This is a genomic window from Leptospira barantonii (genome assembly GCF_002811925.1).
Lineage (GTDB): Bacteria > Spirochaetota > Leptospiria > Leptospirales > Leptospiraceae > Leptospira > Leptospira barantonii.
On sequence record NZ_NPDS01000002.1, the window covers coordinates 626,544 to 647,103 of the forward strand.

At 44.2% G+C, this 20,560-nt stretch carries 18 protein-coding genes; 9 read left to right on the top strand and 9 right to left on the bottom strand.

Translation table 11 applies throughout. The features are described from left to right. The first annotated feature begins 50 nt into the window (after nucleotides 1-50). Entirely contained in the window at nucleotides 51-1,760 is a 1,710-nt protein-coding gene (locus tag CH367_RS07665) for an FG-GAP-like repeat-containing protein (RefSeq protein WP_125226101.1), read from the top strand. Nucleotides 1,761-1,827: 67 nt separating this feature from the next. Here CH367_RS07665 and CH367_RS07670 read toward each other — a convergent pair whose 3' ends face one another. Then, nucleotides 1,828-2,949 (bottom strand): Acg family FMN-binding oxidoreductase, encoded by a 1,122-nt coding sequence (locus tag CH367_RS07670; protein WP_100761884.1) that lies wholly within the window; start codon nucleotides 2,947-2,949, stop codon nucleotides 1,828-1,830. A 451-nt stretch (nucleotides 2,950-3,400) separates the two neighbouring features. Between CH367_RS07670 and CH367_RS07675 the strand changes: the two genes are divergently transcribed. From CH367_RS07675 to CH367_RS07685, 3 genes are all read left to right on the top strand, one after another. Further along, the gene (locus tag CH367_RS07675; RefSeq protein ID WP_100761885.1) at nucleotides 3,401-4,405 is read left to right on the top strand and encodes a hypothetical protein; all 1,005 of its coding nucleotides are present in this window, start codon (nucleotides 3,401-3,403) and stop codon (nucleotides 4,403-4,405) included. 94 nt (nucleotides 4,406-4,499) lie between these two features. Further along, complete coding sequence (locus tag CH367_RS07680; protein ID WP_244284498.1) at nucleotides 4,500-5,609, top strand: SH3 domain-containing protein; 1,110 nt, start codon at nucleotides 4,500-4,502, stop codon at nucleotides 5,607-5,609. A gap of 112 nt (nucleotides 5,610-5,721) precedes the next feature. Next, the gene (locus CH367_RS07685) at nucleotides 5,722-6,165 is read left to right on the top strand and encodes a hypothetical protein (protein ID WP_100761886.1); all 444 of its coding nucleotides are present in this window, start codon (nucleotides 5,722-5,724) and stop codon (nucleotides 6,163-6,165) included. Nucleotides 6,166-6,240: 75 nt separating this feature from the next. On the opposite strand, the gene CH367_RS07690 is transcribed toward CH367_RS07685, so the two are convergent. Next, nucleotides 6,241-7,227 carry a GlxA family transcriptional regulator gene (locus CH367_RS07690; RefSeq protein WP_165783241.1) on the bottom strand — a complete coding sequence of 329 codons (987 nt, stop codon included), beginning with the start codon at nucleotides 7,225-7,227 and terminating at the stop codon, nucleotides 6,241-6,243. A gap of 159 nt (nucleotides 7,228-7,386) precedes the next feature. Here CH367_RS07690 and CH367_RS07695 point away from each other — a divergent pair, with 159 nt between their 5' ends. Beyond that, nucleotides 7,387-7,764: a DUF1304 domain-containing protein gene (locus CH367_RS07695; protein ID WP_100761888.1), complete on the top strand. Its 378-nt coding sequence runs from the start codon at nucleotides 7,387-7,389 to the stop codon at nucleotides 7,762-7,764. A 138-nt stretch (nucleotides 7,765-7,902) separates the two neighbouring features. Here the strand turns inward: CH367_RS07695 and CH367_RS07700 are convergent, their stop codons facing one another. From CH367_RS07700 to CH367_RS07710, 3 genes are all read right to left on the bottom strand, one after another. Further along, nucleotides 7,903-8,541, bottom strand: coding sequence for a hypothetical protein (locus CH367_RS07700; protein WP_100761889.1), 639 nt, complete (start codon nucleotides 8,539-8,541; stop codon nucleotides 7,903-7,905). A 157-nt stretch (nucleotides 8,542-8,698) separates the two neighbouring features. After that, nucleotides 8,699-9,490 carry a helix-turn-helix domain-containing protein gene (locus CH367_RS07705; protein ID WP_100761890.1) on the bottom strand — a complete coding sequence of 264 codons (792 nt, stop codon included), beginning with the start codon at nucleotides 9,488-9,490 and terminating at the stop codon, nucleotides 8,699-8,701. A gap of 73 nt (nucleotides 9,491-9,563) precedes the next feature. Continuing rightward, nucleotides 9,564-10,034 carry a PaaI family thioesterase gene (locus CH367_RS07710; RefSeq protein WP_100761891.1) on the bottom strand — a complete coding sequence of 157 codons (471 nt, stop codon included), beginning with the start codon at nucleotides 10,032-10,034 and terminating at the stop codon, nucleotides 9,564-9,566. A 189-nt stretch (nucleotides 10,035-10,223) separates the two neighbouring features. Here CH367_RS07710 and CH367_RS07715 point away from each other — a divergent pair, with 189 nt between their 5' ends. Together CH367_RS07715 and CH367_RS07725 are read left to right on the top strand one after the other, a co-directional pair. After that, entirely contained in the window at nucleotides 10,224-10,799 is a 576-nt protein-coding gene (locus CH367_RS07715; RefSeq protein WP_100761892.1) for a TetR/AcrR family transcriptional regulator, read from the top strand. A 267-nt stretch (nucleotides 10,800-11,066) separates the two neighbouring features. Continuing rightward, complete coding sequence (locus CH367_RS07725) at nucleotides 11,067-11,915, top strand: class I SAM-dependent methyltransferase (RefSeq protein ID WP_100761894.1); 849 nt, start codon at nucleotides 11,067-11,069, stop codon at nucleotides 11,913-11,915. Between the two features lie 184 nt (nucleotides 11,916-12,099). Here the strand turns inward: CH367_RS07725 and CH367_RS07730 are convergent, their stop codons facing one another. Beyond that, nucleotides 12,100-13,293 (bottom strand): YncE family protein, encoded by a 1,194-nt coding sequence (locus tag CH367_RS07730; RefSeq protein WP_244284499.1) that lies wholly within the window; start codon nucleotides 13,291-13,293, stop codon nucleotides 12,100-12,102. Nucleotides 13,294-13,513: 220 nt separating this feature from the next. Here CH367_RS07730 and CH367_RS07735 point away from each other — a divergent pair, with 220 nt between their 5' ends. Further along, nucleotides 13,514-14,896: a sterol desaturase family protein gene (locus tag CH367_RS07735; RefSeq protein ID WP_100761895.1), complete on the top strand. Its 1,383-nt coding sequence runs from the start codon at nucleotides 13,514-13,516 to the stop codon at nucleotides 14,894-14,896. 9 nt (nucleotides 14,897-14,905) lie between these two features. On the opposite strand, the gene CH367_RS07740 is transcribed toward CH367_RS07735, so the two are convergent. From CH367_RS07740 to CH367_RS07750, 3 genes are all read right to left on the bottom strand, one after another. Next, nucleotides 14,906-17,341, bottom strand: coding sequence for a TonB-dependent receptor plug domain-containing protein (locus CH367_RS07740; RefSeq protein WP_425268815.1), 2,436 nt, complete (start codon nucleotides 17,339-17,341; stop codon nucleotides 14,906-14,908). A gap of 379 nt (nucleotides 17,342-17,720) precedes the next feature. Beyond that, nucleotides 17,721-18,677: an alpha/beta fold hydrolase gene (locus CH367_RS07745; protein ID WP_100761897.1), complete on the bottom strand. Its 957-nt coding sequence runs from the start codon at nucleotides 18,675-18,677 to the stop codon at nucleotides 17,721-17,723. A 42-nt stretch (nucleotides 18,678-18,719) separates the two neighbouring features. Beyond that, nucleotides 18,720-19,478 carry a DUF1554 domain-containing protein gene (locus CH367_RS07750; protein WP_100761898.1) on the bottom strand — a complete coding sequence of 253 codons (759 nt, stop codon included), beginning with the start codon at nucleotides 19,476-19,478 and terminating at the stop codon, nucleotides 18,720-18,722. A gap of 365 nt (nucleotides 19,479-19,843) precedes the next feature. On the opposite strand from CH367_RS07750, the gene CH367_RS07755 reads away from it, so the two are divergent. Beyond that, nucleotides 19,844-20,530 carry a c-type cytochrome gene (locus tag CH367_RS07755; protein ID WP_100761899.1) on the top strand — a complete coding sequence of 229 codons (687 nt, stop codon included), beginning with the start codon at nucleotides 19,844-19,846 and terminating at the stop codon, nucleotides 20,528-20,530. Nucleotides 20,531-20,560 lie beyond the last annotated feature (30 nt).

Sequence of the window (20,560 nt, forward strand, 5' to 3'; positions counted from 1 at the left end):
CAAAGATTCACGGCCTCGTTGGATTTCGCATTAATTTACGTCGTCGTTTCGTGCGGGCTTTAAACCGCATTCTTACCGTTTGTTTTGTTTGTTTTCTTTTCACTCGGTGTGTAAAACCAGTCTACAACCCCGAGATCGCTTTTTCCAAGGCTTGGTGGGAAACTGAAATTCTCGAGTGTATCATATCCGGAAGATGTTTGGACAGCACGCCACCCTTACTTACGGTCACCAATCTCCCGTCCGCTCACGTAGGAATTTTAGAATCCGGTTTTATCGTTGGAACCGCGAGCGACGATTTCTTATTAGCACAGGTGCTCGTGAGTTTGGACGGAGGTGTTTATCAACCCGCACAAGGAGCGCAGGCTTGGCGTTTTCTCGTTCCTTCTTCTTGGAAGTCGGGAAGTCTGCATACGGTCAGCGTAAAGAGCGTGGACTTTTCGGGAAATTCTTCCTCGATTCTCAACTTCTCGATTCGCAAAGGGAAGAATAAGGATATCAACGGGGACGGAATTGCAGACGTTGCGATCACTTCTTCTTTTTTCAGCACGACTAAGAACGGCGAAATTTCGGTCTTCTACGGAATCGGACGTGGAGGTTACAATCCTACCAATCGAACCATGGCGCAGACGACGATTACGGGAAGCGCTTCCAGTTCGTTCGGTTACGTTCTTTCTTTGGGAGATGTGAATGCGGACGGTTATTCCGACTTGGTCGCGGGAGCTTCGTACGAGTACGGAGGAAACGTAGGAAAGGTCCATGTGTTTTACAGTAAGGGACAAAATGGAATCGTCGCCGCGACGGATACGAGCGCGGATGTGATTCTTACCAACGCCGCGGCGGATCAGCTCGGATACGCGTTATCTTTGGGGGACGTGAACGGAGACGGAATTACGGATATCGCCGCAAGCGGTTATATCGGATCGGGAACCGTACGAATTTATGCGGGAAGCGCTTCCGGCGTAAACACAACTCCGATCACTTCCATCACCGGTCCCGGAAGTAACTTCGGGTCCGCTCTTGAATTGGGAGATTTGAACGGAGACGGTTTCTGCGATCTGATCGTGGACGCGAACACATACAGCGGAGGCGCGGGAAGAATTTATATCTTTCACAGCACCGGTCCCGCGGGAATCACCACGACGAACACCGCGTCCGGTGTCGCATTAACACTTACGGGAGAAGCCGCGAGCAATAACTTCGGAATGAGTCTGCAATCGAACGACATCAATCGCGACGGTTTCGAAGATCTTGCCGTGGGCGCTCCGGGATATTTGGGGAATCAGGGCGCGGCCTATGTTTTTTACGGATCGCCGACCGGAATCACCGCCGCAACTCCTACGAGCGCGACTCCGAAACTGACCGGGAGTACCACGGAAAACTTCGGCGGCTTTTTAGCGTTAGGCGACGTCAACGGAGACGGTTATCTGGATTTTCTTTCGAGTTCCTTGTCGTTTGCCGGGAGTATGGGAAAAGCATCCGTCTATCATTTTTCGGGAGCCGTAATTTCCGGAACGCCGAGTACGGTGATTTTAGGAGAGGTCGCGGGAGACGTGTATGGAATCGCGGGTTTTTCCGATCTGAACGGAGACGGTTTTGCCGATTTGATCTCCGCCGCTCAATCCAATACCGCGGGTGCGGGAAAAGGTTATATTCATTTGAGTCCCGGTGGAACCGGGATCACGGCTTCCACACCGACTGCGGGCAACTTCATCATCACTTCTTCCGGGAACGCCGCATTCGGTTCGATGCTTGCTCGATAACCGCTAACGTTAAATTGTTAACTCTAAACTTAAGCTGTGGAATCCGTTATGTAGAATTCTCTTCGTATTAAAGAAGAATATCTTGCAGACTTCTTCGAGGAGAATATGGCATAGAATTCGAATAACCAAAACGCGCCACGAGTTGCGGAACATTCTTTCCAACGTTCAGATGGGTCTGCAGTTGTGTGCGAATCGAAGGCACTTCGATCGGTTGATTGAAAAAGGCGCACTTGATATTTTTAGAAGTGGCGGCTAAGGCCCATCGTTCAAAGGATCTTCCCGTTTCGATCCAATCGTTTCGATCGTCTTTCTCCGAAACGAAGACGACAAATCCGGAAGAACTGCGTGCGAGTTTCGCGTCGGCTTCCGCTTGTGTAGGTCCGGAAAGCACAAGGGAGAATAGAATGTTTCCCACCCAAGTTGGAATCGAAGGTCCGCCGTTGCACAAAGTCAAAAGCCCGTCTCCTTTTCGAAGTGCCTCGTTTTCGTTAAAACGCATCCACTGTTTGAGCTCGACCACATAACCTTCCTCCGCGATTTGAAGTTGATCTCCTTCGCGAATCCATTCCACCAAAGGTTTCATACGATTTTGATCCGTAAAAAGAACGGTTTTCACTTTTGCATGTTTCGAATCCGACTCCAATCGTTTCCAATCTTCGGACGGAACCGCTTTGCCGTCGTATTCGTTTCGGGTGGATTGTCTTTTGGGAATCGCAAGAAACAAAGGATCGTTTGAGATCGGCTTCGATTTTGAAAGTTTAATTCGAATACATTCCTTGGGTTCGTCTTTGGGAAAGGATTCGATTTGGGATTCGAATCCCAAAGCCTTTGTCGCAACGACCAAATTTTCGAGAGCGCATCCGACGCTTATGTACAGTTCCCGATCTTCCGGATCTACGAACGGAAGTCTTCTGGAAAGATCCGGATAAATACGAATCGTGTTTTCCTCCATGGAGAATTTCCACGGCTGAGAATTATGACTCGAAGGAGCAAGGATGGCATAACGTATGAGTTCCAATTTCGGGTCCGTCCAAACGTTCGAAGCCTGAGGTCTCCGGATGCGAGAAGATTCTTCCCCGTAATCGAGACCGGAACAATCATACGCGGAACCGAGCGCGGCGCTCGCGCCTAAAAGGGTCAATGCCTTAAGGAATTCCTTTCGGGTTTTGAGATTCTGCATTCTTTTCATGGAATTGTCCTTATCGGTGGCTGGAACCGATACAAAGAAGTTTCGAAAGTTTCCGCATCCGTCGCGGTGTAAATCCCCTTCGTTTTAAACAAAAAATCCTTCATGGTTTTGAGTCTTGGACAAGCGAAAAACGGATCCGAATTTCTCCATTCTTTACGGATCTATAATATAAAAGATCGGGCGGCTTGAAAGTTGGATCTTTTGTCGCCGTCGAGGACGAACGGAAAACGCGTCGAATCAAGACCGATTTCTATTTTTAATAACGAAAGTTTAAAAATAAGAATCTAAGGAATCGCCGTTTCGAAGCGGATTTTCTTTTAAAATATCTAACTTATAAGGTAGTTTTAGCGATTCGAGAAAGAAATAAAAAATTGATTGAACCTTCCTCGTTTTTGAAACATTCTGCGCCGACCGTTTCAGATTCAAAAAGAGTGGGGAGAATATTATAAAAATGAAATATTTAAAAACGAAGATGCGGATCGCCGTGTTCTTTTTTCTTTTAGGCGCGGTTCCTTGTCTGAACGCGCAAGGTTTAAACGTTCAAAGCCTGGTCGGCGGTGCGGATTATCCGGTTGAAAACGCGGATTATTTTTTGGAAGACGTAGGTACCGCGACGATCGGCAGTAGCCAAAACGGATGTCATTCTCAGGGTATCAAATTCGACGGAAATTATTTCTATTCTTCTTGTATGGATACGAACGGAAACAATACCGCGTATCTTTTTGTTCACGACAAATACGGAAGATTGATCCGTAAGTTCAATGCGGGTTCGTCTTACGATCATCCGAGTGGAATTTTCTATTACAACGGATGGGCTTACGTTGGATTTACGAGCAACGGAATCGATATGAAATCGCAGTTGTATCGATTCAACGGAGCGGGAACGGTTCAGAATCTAGGATTTTTCGATCATTCCGTAGGTTTTGTGGGGCAGTCGATTCCGTATCCGAACAACCAAAGTTTTTCCGCGAAAACTCGTTTTTATTCTTACGATCAATACTACGAAAGACAGTGTAATTATACGGACGGAACCTGTTCGAGTTTTCTCGACGTGACCACCGGAAACAATATCAACAGCGCGGGAAAGGACGGGGTTCAGGACTGCGACGTATATTACAAAAATGGAGGATGGTATAAGGCTTGTATTTTATTCTCCGCAAATCCGAACGTGATCCGGGTCTGGAAAGGAAATCAAACAAAACTCGGACCAGATAACGCGTTGACCACATATACGATGACGTATCAACCCGGACATTCGGGAGGACTTTCCTTTTATACGGACCCGAATGGGAAGAAGTGGATCGTAACCAGTCCTCCTCCGGAAACGAATCGAAGATACTGTCAGGGTTGTTCCTTAGTGGGAGGAAACAATTGCGCCTGCACGGATAAGAACAATCGTCAAAGAGTGAGATTTTATTCCTTCGATCGTTTCTTGTGGCCATCGGGTCCGAATTAATATTCAGCATTTTGCAACTGATTTTCCGGTGACTCGTCGTTTCGATGGGTTGCCGGTTTTTTTATTTTTGAGAACGAAAAATCGTCTTTGATAATTGCTTGAAGCGGATCCGAGTTTATACGAATCTCGTTTCAAAAATTCCAAGGCCGTAAGAATTCTCATGAAACGACTTTTTTATCTCTTCCTTTTTCTTTTTATCTTCTCGAATTCATTCAACGCGGAATCCCAAGAACGTTATGCGAAAGTGAATGCAAACGGCGGTTTGTATCTCAGGGACGGGGCAGGTCAAAAGAATTCTTCGGTTCGATTGCTTCCCGACGGGATTCGAGTCAAGATCATCCGTAGATCCGAAAAGGCCGAAACCTTAAACGGCAAAAAGGGAAACTGGGTCGAAGTGGAAGGACTTTATAAAAAGGGATGGGTGTTTGACGCGTATCTCGAAAACGTTTCCAACACCGATTCTCTGGTCGTTTATCAAAAATATCTGGATTCCTTAAAGGGAGGAGAACTTTCTTCCTTACAAAAAGCGGAGAATCAATTTATTTCTAAGTTTCCGCCGAATTCTCCGGATGCGGAAAACGCGTTTCGGGTTTATAACGAATTCGTTGTAATACAAAGTTCGGAGATCCATTCCAAACTTCAGGAAAAACTTCAAAACGATTACGGAAAGTGGACCGATTCCGCGCTCGTACAAGAACTCAATTCTCACGGGTTGACCGTGGAATACTGCGAAGGGGATTCGGCGTTGATCGAATACTACGATCATTCTCTGGTCGTATTAAAAAATCATACGTTTCCTTTGAAGGAAACGATCCGCTTGTTGAGCAAGGTCGGTTATCCGTATACTTGCGACGCAGGGATCGGAATTTCTTGGGAAGAAATGAGAAAGCGCATCGCAAAGATCGAAACGTTTTTAAAGGAATTTAAAACCGTTCCTGAAAAACCGATGATCGAAGGTCTTTTGAAAGAATATTTCGGCTTTTACGTGAACGGTCTCGACAATACTCCCGTTTGCGAATGTAGGGAAGAAACCTGCGTTCTTTCCAACGAGGCTCGAAAAAGTTTTAAGAATTTTTTAAACGAGAACAAAACCTCGGTTTATTTTTCCTTTGTCGAGAAATTGAATTCTATGTATTCCAAAAATCAATTTCGTTGCAACGAAGAAATCCGTAAGTTCGGGTATTCTTTTTTTGAAAAGAATTAGATCGAAAAAAAATTCCAAAAGATTTTCTTTGATGGATTTCGACGAATTTTTATGATTGAATCTTGGATGATTTATCAAGGAAAAAACTAAATCCATCCAAGGTTTAAATTCAATGAAAACAAAGAATATTTTAAAAACGCTGTTACTCTTAGTATGCGCTTTTGTGCTTACCGCTATGGTTTCTTTTTGTGCCGGGATCGGCGGGGACCAAGTAGCCGGAGACGATGACTTTAAGGATAGATTTGAAACCGCGCTCAGAGGAAAACTTCTTTCCTGCAATATCTTGGATCCGGTCGCGAGCAACGCGGTTATTCTTTTTTGGAAGGATTCTACGAATCCGAAAGGACCGCTTTCGTTTTTAGAACCGAGTTCGTATTATACGCAGAGGGATATCGATTTTTGTGTGAAGTCCATTTCCGCAACTCCTTGCGGAGCCAATGTTCAAGAATTCACGTCGAACCAAACATTGACCATTCTGATGTACTGTCGTCCGAAGGCGGCTTGTCTTTTGGACAAAACTCACATGGGCCACGGGGAGTGGTGTGTCGGTAAGTAATTTTTACATTCAAAAAACATAAACAAAGAAAGCGGTACGAAAGTTCCGCTTTTTTGTTTTAGATTCTTCGTATCGTTACGATCTTTTTTCGCCCAACTTCGAATGAACCGAAAATTTCTTTCTGTGTTCGAGCGGTGTGCTCCCGGCGTATCTTTTGAAAAGAAGTCGAAAGAACCCCACGTTTTCGTAACCGACCGCGTAGCTGATTTCTTCCACAGAATCGTCGCCTTCTTCCAGTCTTCTTTTGGCATATTCCACACGGAGTCTTTGTAAATACGTGGACGGAGGATCCCCCGTGGCGTTTTTGAATCTTCTTTTAAAACTTCTGGAACTGAGTCCCACACGTTGAGCGACATCGTCCATAGAAAGAGAGGATGAAAAATCCTTTTCCAAAATCGATTGTGCCGCGGCCACGGATTCGTCTCCGTGATGTTTCTGAACGGAGAACATCATAAAAGGTGTTTGAGAAATCCGATCCGTATCCAAAAGAAAATGTTTCGCACATTGTAACGCGATTTCTCTTCCTAAAAATTGTTCGAGAATATGAAGACCCAAATCGTAAAACGCGTTGCTTCCACCCGAAGTAAGAAATTGTCCGTTGTCGATTACGAGCTTATCGATGTCCAAGCTGATCGACGGAAACATACGGCGGAATAGGGGAGCGAACATCCAATGTGTGGTCGCCGATTTTTTATGAAGCAAACCCGTGGCCGCTAAAACGAAAGCGCCCGAACAAACGCTCGCGATTCTCGTTCCTTGAGAAGCGACTTCCTTCAACCATTCTATTTCTAAGGAGAATCTTCTCTTAACGTTTTTCACGTTAGGCCCGATTGCGGGAACGATGACCACATCGGCTTCGGAACATCTTCCGACCAAGTCGGGAACGATCTGAACCTTTCCGTGTAAGGCAACCGGCTCGGATTGTAAGGCCAAGGTTCTCACCCTGCAAAGACCGGATCGACGACGAGTGTTCAAATCCAAGCCCGCAACTTCAAAGAATTCGCATAAACCCGTAATGACCGAGGCGGGCGCGCCGGGGAGCAAAAGAATTACGACTTCCATGGCACAAGATTCGCAACGGATGACTGTTTCGCAATAAAAAATGCGATTGAGCCAAATTTTGGATGGCTGAATCACATCGGAAAATGGCGTACTTCGTTCTTTACAAAATGAGCGGAACCTTGTATGATTCCGGGACAATTTGTTTAGGAGAAATAACTCATGATTTTAACAGCCAGGATTATCGCTGGTATCGTCGGCCTTCTTCACGTTTGGATCTTTTTGATGGAAAGCGTGCTTTGGATGCGCCCGAGAATTTATAAGCGGTTCGGAGTTCCCGATTCCAAAACTGCGGAACAAATGAAAACGGTGTTTCTCAATCAAGGATTCTATAATTTATTTCTTGCGATCGGAGCGATCTACGGAGCCATCTTCTTCGATCTTCATCCCGGATATGCTCCTGCGGTTTTAGTATTCGCTTGTCTTTCCGTTTTTGGCGCGGGAACTGTTTTGTTCGTTTCCAAACCGGCAATGGCGCGTGCGGCTTTCATCCAAGGATTACCTCCTTTGATCGCCGTGATTTTGTATTTTCTAAGTTAGAATGGAAATCGGAAGCCTCGTCGTTTTCAACGTGGGGCTTTCTGATTTATTTTTTCGAGTCTCTGCTTGTCGCCGAACGTATACAAACGAATTCAATTTCCATAATGTCTTTTTCATGGAAGGAATCGTTTTAACTTTTTAAAAACGATCGTGTGCTTCTGCCAACGCGTAAGCCCTTCCATCCTGCCAGAGAAATTCCAAAACGGAAGCTAAAACCGGCGAATTCCAAACGGTTTGGAGATTGATTTTGATTTTAATTTTCGGATTAACCTCCGAATACAAATGTAGATTCCCATCCTCGGAATATTTCCGTAAATCCTTCCAATCCACGAAATATTCTTCGTTCTTCTTAAACCATCGAACCATGATGAACCGAACCCCTTTCGGAGTGACTTCCACGTTCGGAATTTTATAGGATCTGCCGTTTTCCAAATTGCCCAAAGCTTCCTCGGTCAGTCTTTTGGTGACGTTTTCCCAAAGGGAATCGATGATCGAAAAGTAGAGATCCTCCACCTTTTTGTTGATTACGAAAGGGCGGACCGAAACGAATTCGATTTTAATCAGTCCCTCGTTTTTATCCTTTAAAAAAATGGAATACGTTCGATTGGCTTTGATCCCGTTGATATAAAGCTGAACGATCCCGTAACGGATTTCCTTTACGTCGTGGCAACGAAGTTCAACTCCTCCGTAAGAAATCGCTCTTGAATCGATTCGAAGCCTTTTTGGAAACGGAAGAAAAATGCTGTGTTTAATTTTAAAATCGATCTCTTGGTTCATCGCAGAATATGGAAACCGATAAAATCGAATCGGTCAAGTTTTTGTCAGAAGTCGCATAAAAACCGGTACAAACACCCGAAATTTTGCAAGGAAAATCAAAGATAAAGCAATGAACCATAAGGAAAAGTTCGTATTTACAAATGTTCAGATCACCTTTTCAGAGTTTGGCGAGAATTTTTTCAAGCTGTTCGTTTTCGAAATACCAATCGATCGAATCTCCTTTTCCGAAAACGGAAGAGGGTGAGATTCCAAAAATTTCCCGAAACGCATTCGTAAAGTGAGATTGATCGTAAAAACCCGCGCTCAAAGCCGCGTCTGCGAGAGAAGCGCCTTGTTTGTGTGCGATCACCGCCGATTTGACTCGATACCATTTTCGAAACGCGCGCAACGGAAGTCCGACCGCATTCTTAAATTCGTGTTGGAGCCAAGAAGAGGACATTCCGATTTCATCGGCGAGTTCTTCCACGTTCACCGTTTCTTCCGGATATTCGATCAGTCTTCGTAAGATCAGAACGAGTCGATCGTCCTCGAAAAAATTTCGATCCGAAGTAGAACGATGGAATGGAAAAGAACGGTTTAGAATTTCCGAATATTGTTCCGGTCTTGAGTTTAGAATTTCGACACAGGTGGAAATCAATTCGGGAGCCCAAGACGGATTTTCGGAAAGACGTTCGGGACCCGCTTCCTCGGAAAGAATGATTCCGATTTCGCTTCCCGGATCGGCGAATAAGATGCCCACGTTTCCGGAAAGAATCGTTTCATGATTTAAGATTCCGTCGAATACAAAGGAACGCGCGCTCTTCCACTGCGCATCTCCCTTGATTCTTTTCTGAATGTCGGAATCCAACCCGACTACCGCCGCCGAGGTTACGGTAGAATGAAACGCGAGGTCGGGTAACTTACCTACGAATAAAACGGCTCCTCGAAGTACGCAGATTACGTTCCGCATTCGCTTATCGTAGTCTACGACACAATCGAAGCAATAGAAATCCGTATCGTCTCGGCGAATTCGAATCGACGAATCAACGGGGTTCTGCGATCGCGTATTTGTATTTTGCCTGCGCGGTTCTTTTGTTTTCTTCGTTGAAGAAGTCGCAGACGTATTCTAAAATTTTTCCGTTCTTCTGAACGAGTCTCGCTTTGGCGCGGACCGTTTCCATACGGATCGGTCGGAGATAACGGATCGACGCGTCCATCGTAAACGTTCTTTCTTTTTCATTCTCCACGTGAAAGAAAGCCATGATGGAAGTGAGAGTATCTCCCACGCTGAAAAAACATCCGCCGTGCATAAATCCGTGAAGAGCGCGATTGCTTTGCGCATACGGAATATCCGCTTCGGAAAGTTCGGCGGAAACGTTCTGCACTTTCATATTGGTGGCGCCCGGAAAACACTGATCGATCAAGTTCTGCGCCTGTTCTAGGAGCGTGCAGTTTTCCTTCAGAGTAAAAATATCCACCGGGACATTATGATATAATAATTCGGCTACGTTCATGTACGTTCCTCTTTGTGCGTTTCATTTCCAAAAAAGAATAACACGGATGATTTTTTGCGTCTTGGAAAAACGTGCAGAAGCAAAGTAGTTCGTCCAAAATAGGGTTGACACGGCACAAAAATTCGACCTTGGTCTTTGTGGTAGTCGACTTTTTACATCGATTCTTACGTTGAGGCAAGTCAGAGAAATATGCAAGAAACAGGTTTACGGGATACGATCGTAAGCGAATCCGGAGAACTATTCATCCAACGCGGCTACAACGGCGTTTCTATAAAACAAATTGCCGAGGCTTCCCGTTGTACGACTGCGGCGCTTTACTATTATTTTCCGGACGGAAAAGAATCGATTCTCAAGGACGTTCTCCGTTCTCATTTACCGGACCCGGAACAAATTCTCCTCGTGGGACTTTCCGCAAATTCTCTCAAAGAATTATTTACCGGAGTGGCCTTAAAAGTATGCGGTCACGATTCCGATATCGTCAAAAAAGAACGTTGGCTTTTGGCGGAATTTCCGAACTTCACCGAATCGGATCGGCAGGTCATTCACGAGAAGATGAGAGCGATTCATACCTCCCTTGAAAAAGAAGTGAGTCGATTCGTAACCGATCGGGAAACCTCGAAGACGCTTTCCTGGATCTTTATGAGCGCCAGTTTCGGATACGGTCAACTCTTCGGAAGTCTTCAGGTCAAAAAGGTTGCCGATCTTCCCACGCAAGAATTCTCCGAAAAAATAGGCGCCATTCTTTCCTCTTTCATCGATTCCTAATTCCGAACTCTTCCAACCAAGTTTAGGTTCTTTTGGTTTTTGTTTTGAGTGAAGAAATTTATTATTGACTTACTGATTAGTAAGTAAGCCTTCTGGTACTTAGGGATTGGATTTGCACCGGTCCGGTCCAAAAAACCGGGTTCCCGATGAGAATTTTCGGAATTTGGTTTGTTTTTACTTACTGATCGATCAGTAATCATGTTGAATCGAACCAAAGTCAGTGAGAACGGGCAATTTTGCCAAAGAATTAGAGGTTAGAAGTTTCCCATGGAACAGAATCTTTTAGAAATACGGGAACAACAAAAGGAATCCTGGAATCGGTTTTCTCAGGGTTGGAAGAAATGGGATGATTTGTTTATGGATTTTCTCCAGCCGATGGGGGATGGGATCATTCATGCGCTGGATTTAGAGGATACGGATACAGTCTTGGATGTGGCCGCCGGGACGGGAGAACCGGGTTTGACGATCGCCACTCGTTTGAATGCGGGCAAGGTGGTCATCACCGATCTTGCGGAAGATATGTTGGAGATCGCTCGGGAAAGTGCGATCAAACGTGGAATCTCGAATATCGAAACCCATGTATGCGACGTTTGCGAACTTCCTTTCGAAGACGCGACGTTCGATGCGGTCAGTTGCCGCTTCGGTTTTATGTTTTTTCCGGATATGAAATTGGCCGCGAGTGAAATGGTCCGAGTTTTGAAACCGGGAGGAAGAATCGCCGCATCCGTTTGGAATGTAGCCGAAAAGAATTTTTGGATTACAGCGATTTTAGGCGCGATTCAAAAAAATATTTCCCTGCCTGTTCCTATACCCGGCTCTCCGGGAATGTTTCGTTGTTCCAATGCGAACGTGATCTCGGATCTTTTCAAAGACGCGGGTCTGGAATATATCTTAGTCAAAGAAACGTCTGGAAAGTTGAAATGTAAAAACGCGGAAACATATTGGAACGTGATGACCGAAGTCGCGGCTCCCATCGTTTCCGCGCTGAACAACGCGGATCAGAATTTAAGGGAAAAGATAAAAGCGGAAGTTTTTGAAACGCTTCACGAACGATACGTTCCCGATCGGATCGAAATCGAATCGAGCGCTTGGATCATCTCGGGAAGAAAGGCTTGAGCCGGGAGCTATGAGATTTTATGAAAATAAATTTTAACTTGTTCAATATTCTTTGTTACGGTTTTCTTTTATATATAATCTTCTTACATATTTTAGCATATTATTCTATTCTATTTTATGTTCAGAATAACGCAATCCATTGGCAGGCATATCGGTTTTGAGTTCGGTTTCTATTTTAGAATTCTCAGGGATTGACCGCTACGTGAGAAGGACCTGCCTGGGTCGCAAAACTTGAGTTTGCAAGAGTTCCATTGAGATACGCGCCGGTCGTCGCGTTGTAATACGTGACCGTCTGCGAGGAAGAGTTGGCTACATACGCTAAGTTTGCGATAGCGTTAACCGCAACCGCGTAAGGTCTTGTGCCGGTCGGAAAGCTCGAGTTGGCAAGAGTTCCGTTGAGATAAACGCCGGTTGTCGCGTTGTGAAGGGTTAAAGTCTCCGAGGTCTGGTTCGCCGAATACAAAATATTTGATGTGGGATTGACCGCGAGCGAAACCGGTCCGGTTCCCACGGGTAAACTCGAATTGGCAAGGGTTCCGTTGAGAAACGCTCCCGTGGTCGCGTTGTAGATCGTAACCGAATCGGACGCGTTGTTGCCCACATACAAAAGATTGGCGGTAGTATTCAACGCCATAGAAGTTGGTCCCGATTGAGTCGGAAAGCTGGAAGTTACGGAAGCCGTGGTCGCATTGTAATACGTCACGTTGTCCAAATCGAAATTGGATATATACATCTTATTTGCGACGGGATCGACCGTCAAACCTTGCGGAGTGATTCCCGCGGTCGGAAAGCTTGAGTTTGCAAGAGTTCCGTTCATATACGCTCCGGTTGTCGCGTTGTAATACGTGACCGTTCCCGAGTTCGCGTTCGAAACATAGATCAGGTTCGCATCCGGATTGACTCCGATAAATAACGGACCGTTTCCCGTGGAAAAGCTCGAGTTCGCGAGAGTTCCGTTGATATACGCACCCGTTTTCGCATTAAAATAAGTGATCGAGTTTCCCGTTTGTGCAGTAACATAGATGATGTTCGCTTTCGGATTGACCGCGATAAAATCCGGACCTGTCTGCGTCGCAAACGTGGAATTGGCGAGGGTTCCGTTGAGATAAGCGCCGGTTTTTGCGTTGTAGATCGTGATACTATTCGAGTTGTAGTTGGCTATATACAAAAGATTCGGCGTCGGCGTTGAAGATCCGTTCTGAATCGCACTCTGCGTCAATAGACCCAACGCAAGAGGAATGGAAGAATTTTCATTCCCCGATTTCGAATCCGAAGCAAGGTAGGTAAGAGCGGGCCAGATCGTACATGAGACAAGGAAGAGCGGAAGGAATAAAAAAAACAGGACATATCTGCGATCAATTTTGAAAGTCTGGATCATAGATTTCGATTTAGAATGAAGCGAGTTTGCGTCCATAGAATTCCAAATTTAAGGAATGAATGATACATAGAAGGGAATGGACCGTCTTTGCAGAGTTTTTTCAAAAGAAGTCCGAGAGAGTAGATTCGATGAACCCTTATTTACTAAAAAGAATTTGGATTGTTCTTTTTTTAGAGTTAGGAACAATCTATGAGTAACATCGGTTAGATGGTTTGTTAAGATGGATTTGAACTTAGTCGTTCTTTTTATTCCTTGTTTGTTCGTTTTGATCGTCGTGGAAGTTTTGTATTCCTTGTATCGGGGGATTCCGGCGTATCGATGGAACGATTCTCTGAACAATTTAGCGACTGGAATTTCCAATCAGATCTTTATCGTGCTCTTTCATACGATCACCATCGCGGGTTATCTTTGGATTTATCATCACTGGAGAATCTTCGATCTTCCCGCTTGGCCCGGCGAACCTTTGTGGTGGATGCCGACTCGCGATCTCTTCGGGATTTCTTCGAAGTACATGTCGTTTATCATCGTCGCATTGACGTGGATCGTTTGTCTTTTTGTCTACGAGTTCGCGTATTACTGGAATCATCGATTCAGTCACGAGATCAACTTTCTTTGGGCCGGGCATATCGTTCATCATCAAAGCGAGGAATACAATCTCGGAGTCGCTTTTCGTCAGGCGAGTTTCCGAGGTTTGTTCACTTGGGTATTTTATCTTCCGCTTGCTTGGATCGGATTTCCTCCCGTGGTGATGATCTTCAACGCGCAGTTCAGTCTGATCTATCAATTTTTGATTCATACAAAATTCGTTTCAAAGATGCCTCATTGGTTCGAATCGATCTTCAATACACCTTCTCATCATAGGGTGCATCACGGAAGAAATCCCCGTTATATCGATAAAAACTACGGAGGAATGTTTATCTTCTTCGACAAATGGTTCGGTACTTTCGAGCCCGAAACGGAAACTCCGGTTTATGGAATTCCGACACCGCTCAAAAGTTTTAATCCTCTATGGGCGAATTTTCATTATTGGTGGGAGATGATTCAATCCGCGAAAAAATTTTCGAATTGGAAGGAGAGGGTGAACGTATTTTTTGCGTCTCCGGGATCGACAAACGAAACGAAGGCGGATGACGGAGATACGTTTCGAAGGGAGAAGGATGTTTACCATGAGAAAGATAAATTAGGAATATTCGAAAAATTTGATATTTCTTTGTCCCGTGGGATTTTGTTCTACGTTTTGTTTTGGTCTTTTGCGGCGATTTTGATTTCCTTTTTAGCTCTTTGGAATGTCGGGCGTATCCCCGAAACGATTCTCCACAACGTGTTTTTTGCGAGCGTTCTTACCTTTGTTTGTGTTGGGGGAATTTGCGATCGTAAAAAATGGGTTTTGTTCTTGGAACCCATTCGTTTGTTGTATCTGTGTTTAACCTTTTTTCAGTGGTTCGGCGTGAGCAATCCGAGTTTTGTTCTGCTCGGTTTTCATCTTATTTCTTTCGTTTGGTTTTTCATATTCTATCGAAAATCTGCCGATCCGCGACAAACCGGAGCCGATTTTGAAAAAAGAAAATCGGAAACACGGATCGAAGAATCGGCGGCCCTTTGACAAAGAAGTTCAGAACTGAATTTGAATCCCGAAATTAAAAAAGGGAATTCTATGTTTGTATACGTCGAGTCCGTTTTGATTAATATACGTCGTCGTCGGATTGAAGTTGGGAATGTAGGGTAGTCCCGGCGAGAACAGATTGTTTGAAACCGCGATTCTATTTGAAGTGACGTTGATGACTTCGAGGTATAAATCCATTTTCCCCCAACTGGTGGAAATGAATTTATCAAATCGAAGATCGAGTTGATTGTAAGAAGGAAGCCTCGCGGATCGAAGTTGATCGGAATAGATAGGATCGTTAAACGAAATCGAACCCGACCCGAGTGGAACCCTTTTTTGTTCCGACCCGATGATCGGAGTATATGCATAATTCGTTAAGTATGTAAATCTGGCGCCGATCTGAAAAGAATTTTTGTATTTCCAGCCTCCTACGATGCTGAGAATATGAGTTCTATCCAAATCATACAATTCTTCCTTGGAATTTTTCCGTAAAATTTCCAGACTTCCGTTCGAATATAAGTTCGTATAATATCCTTTCGAATCGTCTTGATACACCAAACGATTGTTTGCGCTTAGTTCCTGATGGATTCTTGCTTCCGTATCGTTTAGAACCGGCTGGTTTCTGTTTCTTTTGGTCACCGAGTTTGTATAAGCAATCCAACCGTAAAAACCCGTATCCTCCGGAATTTCTTTTTTTAATAAGACTTCGTAACCTTTGGACCAACCGGACATGGAGTTCGAATACTTGGCGTTTTGCGGAACGAGTTGTGTATTTCCGTTTTCGATGGCGGAGACGACGTTATTGAGGTTTGCCGTGGAAGAATTGTATAAAAAATTGTCCTGGATGATCATGTTGTCGAAGGTATTCTTATATCCTTCCAGTTTGAACGTAAAATCTCCCAGAAATTTCTGCTCTATTCCTATATTAGAATGTACTGATGTTTCCACTTTTAGATTCGGGTTCCCGATTTTTTTAGAATACTGACTGATATCGGATGGAGCCTGTGAATATTCTCCCGTTCCTCCGAAGAAAACCGTTTTTGTGGATTCGAATTCTTTTGCCAAGTTTAGTCTGGGGTTCGTTTTCCATTCTTTGGATAAATCGTAGTAATCCCTTCTAACTCCGAGCGTCACGGAGTATCCGAGATGATCGAACTTCAGCTCGGAAAAGTAACCGAGTTCCCGTTTCACCATTCTATCCCCGTCGAGAATTGCGGACGTATTCGGATCCGAAAGTATGAACTCGGTAAGTCTTAGAAGGTCAGGTTTGGGATTGAGATACGTGATTCTACCTTTTAAATCGGCAACGGTTTCCCTGTATTGACCGCCCGCATTGACCTTTAGGATCTTTTTAAAAAGATAAAGTTCCAGAGAATCTTCGAAATAACGCAGATCGGAAGTATAATCATTTCCTAATGTATTTACTTTTACAAAACCACCGCCTCCGGAAAGAACGGCGCCGAAATCGGATACGTTCAAACTGAAAGTGCTGTTTTGAACCCTTTCATGAAAATAGTTTCTGGCGAGATGAATCGTATTCTTTACGTTTTCAAAAGGTTTCCAAGTGTATTTGAGACCGTCCGTTCTAAAGTTGCGGTCCACGATAAGGCCGTCGGTCATACTTTCGATGTCGCTTCGATTCGCGTCCCGCTTCGCATTGCTTGCATACGGATATCTAAAGTCTTTTGTTCCGAAAGAAGAGATCGTGATCGAATTTTTTTCGTCTATGTCCCAGTTGATCCGGCCTTGGTAGTCGCTGTAATCGGAAATAAAGGTTTGATTCGGAACCAGATCGTGGATCTGTCCGAGAACGAGGTTCGGATAGTATTTTCTTCCCGAAACGTTTACGCTTAAGTTTTTTGTTATATTCTTATATAGATAAGAATCAACTAAAAACGTATTCACGTTCGTGATCATCGTATCTTCCCTTTTTTTAAAAGCTTCGATCGCGATGACTCCTCCGGTTCCGAAACCGTAGCGGGCGGAATACGCGCCCGAATAAACTTCCAAAGATCGGATGGCGTCGTTGTTGATGACCGACGAAAGTCCGTCCGCGTGAAACGGATAGGTAAGAGGCAGACCGTCATAATAGAATTGATTGGCTCTTGTGCCCGCGCCTCTCATGACTAAAAATCCCCTTTGACTGTTTGAAATGTCCGGGCTTTTTGCTCCGGTGGGAAGCGATTGATTGGTCAGATTCAAATGGGTCGCCATAGCCGCTTGAGCGCTTGAATTATTAAAATTTTGGAATATAGGGGACACGCCTGGTACGTTTAAAACGGCTTTTAAAGAATCTCCAAACGTTCCGGGCATACGTTTGATTTCTTCGGGTTTCAATCGAATCCCGTTGATATCGTCCCTTTCTCCGATCACTTGTATTTCCGAAGAGGATTTTCGTTTGTTCAGTTCGTCGTTCGCTGAATCGGATTTCGTTTGAGCATAAATCAGGACATTGGGAATACAAAAAAAGATCGCGTTTGCGAGAAGAATTCTTCGATTGATATAATTGAAATTGAATGTCTTTTTCATAAAAGAATAAAGTTGAACGTAGTCTCCATATTTTGATGTCCAACGAATGAAAAGGTTTATGAAAGAACAAGTGAAATATAGAATATAGACTGGTCAGTCTATATTGTGAAAAGTTTTACGGTGTGAAATAGCTCAATCGCCGCTATCTAAGAAGAAAATAAAAATAAAGCGAACGTTATGCGCTATTGATTTATAGTACGATAAAGTTTTGGGGAATTCGTTAGGAAAAGGCGCGAAAACTACGATTGAGAATGATAAAAAATTAGTTTCTAAGTTCGGATAGAGTTAAGATCGATCAACGGATAAAATCCAGAACCGCGTTTAACGTTTCTTTCGGATCTTCTTCTTGGGGAATATGGCCTAGATTTTCAAAGACGATGAGCTTGCTTCCTTGAATGTCTTTGTGGAATTTTTCTGCGTTGATCGGAGGTTGTAGTTTGTCTTTTTTTCCCCAGAGAATCAGCGTAGGAAGGCGTAATTCGCCAATACGATTTTCGAATATTCCGGATTCTGAAACTAATTTTTGCTGAAACTGAGCCAAAGCTTTTCGATTGCCCGATCTCAGAGCAAGGGAAAAGAAACGATCCACTTTTTCCTCTGTGACTTTCGAAGGATCTCCGTATGTATTCTTCACGCTCGATTCCACCAATTTTCTCGGAAGAATGTTCTGGAGAAGGTTGCTCAGGATTGGGATTCTTGCGATTCGAAACGCGATCGGAACGGAAACCGATTCCGTTTTATATCCGCCCGAATCCAAAAGAATCAATTTTTGAAAACGTTCCGGTTGTTCGAGAACCGTACGCCAAGCCACGTTACCTCCGAAAGAATTCCCAACGAGAATCGCACGTTTGATTTGAAGTTGATCGAGCAATGCGATTAGAAATTCCGTATAACGTTTCATGGAATAATCTTGATCGGGAGCAGGGCCCGTTAAGCCGAAGCCCGGTAAATCAAAACGGATCACTCTCCGAGAGGATTTGAGTTCGGTCGTCCAGGCGTCCCATGTGTGAAGCGATGAACCGCCTCCGTGAATCAAAACGATCGGTGTTGGATCGGATTTAGGACCTTCGTCTCTGAGATGAACATTCAGTTCCTTGAATGTGATGAAAGTGGAAGGAGGGGACGCCCATCGTTCTTTCAAATCATCGACGGATCGATCCGATTCCCAAGTGAGAACGATGAAAAGGAAGAATACGGATAACAAGGAAATCAGAATTCCGAAACTGATCTGTTTGATTCTTCGAAAGAGCATACCGTTTTACCCTTTGTTTAAAAGTTATTTCAGTTCTAACGTCTACTGTCGAACACAATAAAGTCCATGTGTCGTATTGCAAGAGGTCGCGGAATTATAACCGCGATCGATGAAGAAAGAGGAAAGTTGATTCGGTTCTCCGATGGAACCGTAAGTGGTCCCTAAGGCCGTGCTCGTCCAATTGAAACAAGTTCTAAGTTCTCCCGGCAACCATACGCCTACGGAACCCGGAGTATCATTTCGGATTCCCGTAAACGTATACGTTCCTGCCGGTCTTGTTCCGTCCACGATGATCGAATTGGTCGCGGAACCGTTATACATCGCCTGAGAATCCGTCGTGAATACGATCGCGCTGTCGTTGGGGTTCAATGTGCTTTTTTTGATATTGAGATATCTTGTGTTCGGATATAGAACCCAATTGTGAGATAAGTCGCGAACCCCCGATTCGTCCATAAGCAATGCTTTATATTCGCTCGGTGCACCGAAAGAAGAAGGTAGGGCCGCCGCCGCGTTTTGACAAAGTGTGTCGGCTCCGGCAATTCCTCCCATGTTTCCGTTCGTAAGAACGCCGCCTATATTATACAGTTCGAATATATAACAGGGGCCTTTTGTGGTGCTACAGTTCGGAGCGGTTCCGGATTGAGACGAGGAGGAATTTGTAAAACGCGAAGGTTCGATTATGGCGATCAGAGGATTTTTAAGCGCGTCGATCGAAACTCGCTCCGCTTCGTTACACGAAAACGTCAACAATAGGAATGCGGAAATGCTTACGGAAATTCGAATCGATTCTTTCTGTATCATTTTATTTCACTCTCATTTATCAAAACAAACTCGAAAATGATAATTCCGCAAGAAAGGCGATTTTTAGGAATTCGGAAACAGGAAACGGAATGAACGCTACTGATTGTGGAATGAAAGTTCGGGTCGATTGTTCGGGTCGGATTTTTGATTCTACTCAGTTGGACATTGAGAATGAACTGGTTAAATTCTTATAGAATAGATTTCGCAATTCAGATTCTTATCACTCAAGTAACCAATTTCCTTTTAAATCCTATTCCGCTTTTTAAAAAGCACGAAAAGTTGATATAGATCAATGACAGAAGAATAAATTCAAGTATCATTCCGCCTGCAGATTTCATAATATACTTAGGAAAAAGGAATGAAACATGCTCAGTAAGTTTCAGGCAAAGTTGTTCTTTCTACTCGGAACGTTTTTGTTTTCCGTCGTATTCTTATTTCTTACGTTCGATTCCATGAGATACGTGTATTCGCACGAATCGAATCGAAACTTAACGCCGAGCGTCCTTTCGGGAAAAGAAATCTGGGAAAAGAACAATTGTATGGGTTGTCATACGATCTTGGGTGAAGGTGCTTATTACGCTCCTGAACTTACCAAGGTTTATGAAAGAAGGGGACCCGAGTGGATCCGCGTCTTTTTGAAAGATCCGGAAGCGATGTACCCCGGTGAAAGAAAGATGGTGAAATACAATTTCACGGAAAAGCAGATCGAAGACGTGATCGCATTCTTAAAATGGAACGGCGAGTTGGATCTGAAAGGATTTCCGCCGAAGCCCGAGTTCAAACAAGAAACGAAAACCGTCAACGTACAATCCGCTAACGTCGCGCCTCCCGAAAAATTCAAACAAATCTGTACTGCGTGTCATGCAGTGGGTGGTTCCGGTGGAAACGTAGGTCCGGCCTTGGATGCGGTCGGGAATAAATACGACACAACCTATTTGGAGAATTGGCTCAAAGATCCGCAAAAGATCAAACCGGGAACCGCGATGCCGAAACTGCCTTTGAGCGACTCGGAAATCAAGGATCTAACGAAGTATTTATCCCAATTAAAATAGAATCAAAAAGGATTCATAAGTGGAGCGATC